Below are 515 nucleotides of genomic sequence, written 5' to 3'. Positions count from 1 at the left end.
GGTTCAACCGTAAATCCAGATGGCACAGTCAGCGCACCAAGCTATACCGTGAATGGTGTAGAAAGTAATACAGTTGGTGATGCAATCGAAGCCTTGGATCAAGGTTGGAATTTACAAAGTAATGGCGCTAACGCTGCACCAATCAAAGCGGGTGACACGGTTGATATCGGCACTGTTACTGGCGAAGAAAACCTCACGGTGACCAAGAATGGCAACACAATTCAATATGGTTTAAACCGTGATCTAGACGTCGACAGCGTTCGTGCGGGCGATACTTTAATCAATGATAATGGTGTGACCATTAGCAATGGCCCAAGTATCACCAAAGATGGCATCAATGCAGCAGGTAATCCAATTACTAATGTTGGTGCAGGTGTGAACGATACCGATGCAGTCAATAAAGGCCAGTTGGACGATGCCGCAGCGGCAGCGAAAACTGAAGTTGAAGCGGGCAAGAACATGACCGTTGAAAGCCGTACCGGTGCCGATGGACAAACTATTTATGAAGTCGCGAC

The 515-nt window shown here is 47.4% G+C and carries 1 pseudogene; it reads left to right on the top strand.

The features are described from left to right. Positions 1-515, top strand: a pseudogene (locus F993_RS20425) (YadA-like family protein); the annotation flags it as partial.

This window comes from Acinetobacter proteolyticus, from assembly GCF_000367945.1.
GTDB classification, from domain to species: Bacteria; Pseudomonadota; Gammaproteobacteria; order Pseudomonadales; family Moraxellaceae; genus Acinetobacter; species Acinetobacter proteolyticus.
The sequence above is the reverse complement of the archived record's forward strand: the minus strand, read 5'-3'. Positions and strand labels throughout refer to the sequence as shown.